This is a genomic window from Haliscomenobacter sp. (genome assembly GCF_033763495.1).
Taxonomy (GTDB): Bacteria; Bacteroidota; Bacteroidia; order Chitinophagales; family Saprospiraceae; genus Haliscomenobacter.
Genome location: NZ_JANRKL010000078.1, coordinates 1 through 3,511, shown reverse-complemented (window position 1 = coordinate 3,511; position 3,511 = coordinate 1). Strand labels below are relative to the sequence as shown.

The 3,511-nt window shown below is 46.2% G+C and carries 5 protein-coding genes; all 5 read left to right on the top strand.

Annotated elements, in window-relative coordinates; genetic code table 11:
* A partial coding sequence (locus tag SFV55_RS08620) for a DUF1963 domain-containing protein (protein ID WP_320029084.1) occupies positions 1–346 on the top strand: 346 nt, incomplete at its 5' end.
* A gap of 108 nt (positions 347–454) precedes the next feature.
* Complete coding sequence (locus tag SFV55_RS08615; protein ID WP_320029083.1) at positions 455–1,051, top strand: ribonuclease HII; 597 nt, start codon at positions 455–457, stop codon at positions 1,049–1,051.
* 106 nt (positions 1,052–1,157) lie between these two features.
* Entirely contained in the window at positions 1,158–1,598 is a 441-nt protein-coding gene (locus tag SFV55_RS08610) for a hypothetical protein (protein WP_320029082.1), read from the top strand.
* Positions 1,599–1,628: 30 nt separating this feature from the next.
* Positions 1,629–2,765, top strand: a complete 1,137-nt coding sequence (locus SFV55_RS08605) for a glycosyltransferase (RefSeq protein ID WP_320029081.1) — start codon at positions 1,629–1,631, stop codon at positions 2,763–2,765.
* Positions 2,766–2,879: 114 nt separating this feature from the next.
* Positions 2,880–3,116 carry a hypothetical protein gene (locus SFV55_RS08600; protein ID WP_320029080.1) on the top strand — a complete coding sequence of 79 codons (237 nt, stop codon included), beginning with the start codon at positions 2,880–2,882 and terminating at the stop codon, positions 3,114–3,116.
* Positions 3,117–3,511: the final 395 nt, after the last annotated feature.

The following is a 3,511-nucleotide window of genomic DNA, read 5'->3' as shown; positions in this document are numbered from 1 at the left end:
TTTCAGTATGGAGGAAGAATGGTTGGGGCCGCCCGATTACCAATTTGATCAGGTGTATACAGAAACGTTTTTAGCCAGTTTTGGCGAGGAACAGGAGGAAGTTATGGACTTTTTTTACGAATTGGGTTCCAAATCCAGTGGGCATAAGCTGGGCGGGTACGCCTTTTTCACCCAATACGATCCCCGCGACCCCGCTGTTCCGATGCAGTTGTTGTTTCAAATGGATTCGGACAGCGATATCGATACCATGTGGGGGGATATGGGTATCGCCAATTTTTTCATCTATCCTGAAGATTTAAAAGCCCTGCGTTTTGATCGAATTTTGTACAATTGGGATTGTGCATGACCAGGATTTTACATTGCATTGAAAATTTTATCTTATTTTTATGGTTATATAGTTTCGTAGCTTTGAAGTTTGAGTTCCTTTTCCTACAACCAACCAAAATGATCAATAATGCTTGAGCCCTACTACGACCCGGATTTGTGTGAAGCTGGTTGCGATGAAGCCGGCCGCGGCTGTTTGGCGGGGCCAGTTTTTGCTGCAGCCGTTGTTTTGCCCAAATCATTCCGGCACCCCCTTTTGAACGACTCCAAACAGCTTTCGGAGCAGCAGCGTACGGAATTGCGTTGCATCATCAAGGCCGCTGCCATCAGTTGGGCGGTGGCACAAGTAGATCCTGTCGAAATCGACGAAGTCAACATTCTTAATGCTTCCTTTTTGGCCATGCATCGGGCATTGGATAAACTGGACCTGCAGCCCGATCTCATTTTGGTGGATGGCAATCGTTTTAATCCATATAAAAGCATCAAACACCAGTGTGTCATCAAAGGGGACGGCATTTACATGTCGATTGCGGCGGCATCCGTTCTCGCCAAAACTTATCGCGACGATTACATGGCCAACCTTGCCGATGACCACCCGCAATACGGCTGGACCGCCAACAAGGGTTATCCCACCAAAGCACATCGTGAGGCGCTGCGGCACCATGGGCCCAGCCCCCATCACAGGCGCTCCTTTCGCTTGTTACCGGAACAGATGAGCCTGTTTTAGTGATCTAGAGAAATTATTCAAGCATTGGTAGAGCTTCTTTCTTGGATTGTCCAAAAAAGCGGCAATGCATACCTATTTGTTGTAAATTGCTTGAAAATTTTAAACCATGAGCCAAAGCAACAAAAGCGACAACCCATGGAATGCCATCATTGGTGTCGCAGTTATCGTTATTTTTATGGTGGGGCTATTTATGTTGGCCCGCTTTGTTTTCCGCATCTTGGCCTTTTTGTCGCCGATCATGTTGATTGCAGCCTTGGTCATCGACTATACCGTTGTGACTGATTATTTGAAGTGGGTTCGCAAAACGTTCCAGCGCGATGCCATCGCCGGGGTGATCATCGGGATACTTTCAGTGATTGGATTCCCCGTTTTGAGTGGTTACTTTTTGGCCCGAGCCTTACTGAAAAAACAGGTGAAAAAAGCCAAAGCAGAATACGAACGCCGTCGCGACGGTGACCTGGTGGAGTATGAAGAACTGGAAACAGATTTTCCTCCACGCTTCCGCAAAGAAGAACGACCCATTAATGACGACGATTTGGTGCGTTAGTGCCCCATAAACTAGGGAGGAAATAGGCCGATGTTTTACCTATTGATCAGCACACTTGTATTAGGTACGGCCTATATTCTCCTGATTTTGTATTTTTTGTACCACTGGACAAAAATTCCTCAGACGGGTTTCACTCCTCAAGTTCTGCCTTCAACTCCCGTTTCCATCATCATACCTGCACGCAACGAAGCCGCCAATATTGGCGTTTGTTTACAAGCTATTTTGAGCCAAAATTACCCTGCCCAACTCATGGAAATTGTAGTTGTAAACGATCACTCCGAAGATGATACGGCCTCCATCGTTCAATCCATACCCGATCCCCGCATCCACTTGATTAACCTGGCTGATCACCCTATCCAGGGGCATGCATTTAAAAAACACGGCATTCAAACCGGCATTCGGCAAAGCCAGGGTAAGTTGATCCTGTGCACCGACGCTGACTGCCAGATGGGGCCGGAGTGGCTGGGCCGGATGGTGGCTTTTTTTGAGCAGGAAAAGGTACAAATGATTGCTGGGCCAGTTAATTTCCACCAGGAAAAAAACCTCCTCGAACGTTTTCAATCACTCGACTTCCTGGGAATGATGCTGCTCACCGGGGCAGGCTTACAATCGGGTTTAATGCGCATGGGCAACGGGGCCAATCTGGCTTACACCCGCGCGGCCTTTGAAGCAGTAGGTGGTTTTAACGGGGTGGACCAACTGGCTTCGGGCGACGACCTGTTTTTGATGCATAAAATTGAACAACAATACCCGGGGCAAGTCCGATTTTTAAAATCCCTGGAGGCTACGGTGTACACCACCGCGATGCCGGATTGGCGGTCTTTTTTTCAGCAACGAGTGCGTTGGGGCACCAAAAATGCGGCGTACCAGGAATGGCAGATTACGGCGGTATTGGGCCTGGTTTTTGGCTTGTGCTGGGCCATTATTGGGGCGGCCTTGTTGTCGCCGTTTGTGCCTGGATTGGGCTACTGCTTATTGATTTTATTGGCTGCAAAAATTGGCGCGGATTATTTGCTGCTGAGTACAGCGAGTACTTTTTTTCAGAGGAAGGATTTGTTGAGGGTGTTTTGGCCGGCGCAGGTTTTGCATATTTTGTACATCGCAGTTGTTGGGCTTTGGGCTAATGTGAGGAAGGGGTATGAATGGAAGGGGAGGGTGGTGAGGTAGTGGTTGGGTAATACTGGATGTGATTGAGAAGAATTGTAAGAGGGTAGCCATTGATTTTTTGCTATTCTTGCATCTTTCCTTTAATTCTTTTATTTTGTAGAAAAATAGTCGTTTATGGTGATTACTCGTTTTTTTGATGAAGTGATCGATTTTTTGACTTCTTTTCCTCGCCCGGAAGATATTGTGGCCTTCAAACCTTCCGTTGCATTACAGTCACGGGCAGAAGATTTATTGGACAAAAAACGAGAAGGGGCTTTGACTCCTGACGAAGTGCGTGAACTGGATTATTTCATGGTCATTGAGCACCTGATGCGGATGGCTAAAGCTCGGGCGCGTCAGCGTCTTGCGTAATATGGGTATGAAAAATTTGCCATCTCCACCTTGTCCAATCTCCAACTAGAAGTGATTAACCGGTATATTATTAAATTACTTTCTGCTTTTAGAGAATTGAACCAACTCTTCAGCGATCGACATACAAAGCATTTCGGTTTCAGGTTTGCTTCTATTGGTTTCAGAAACGCATTCTGGTTCTATCTCGGACGAGTAGCTTGGAACACAAATAATTGTACCATCTATAGAGCTAAATTCAAGATCTAATAACTTTTTAATTCTACTTTGTCAGATTAAATTTTGATGTAATACCTAATTTTGTCCGCGAGCCGTTGCGCCTGTCTTTTCAAGATTGCGAGGTTCAAAAGTTCGGGATTGTCGAGTTTGTTTTGAAGTTTTTTGGCCAGCAACAACTT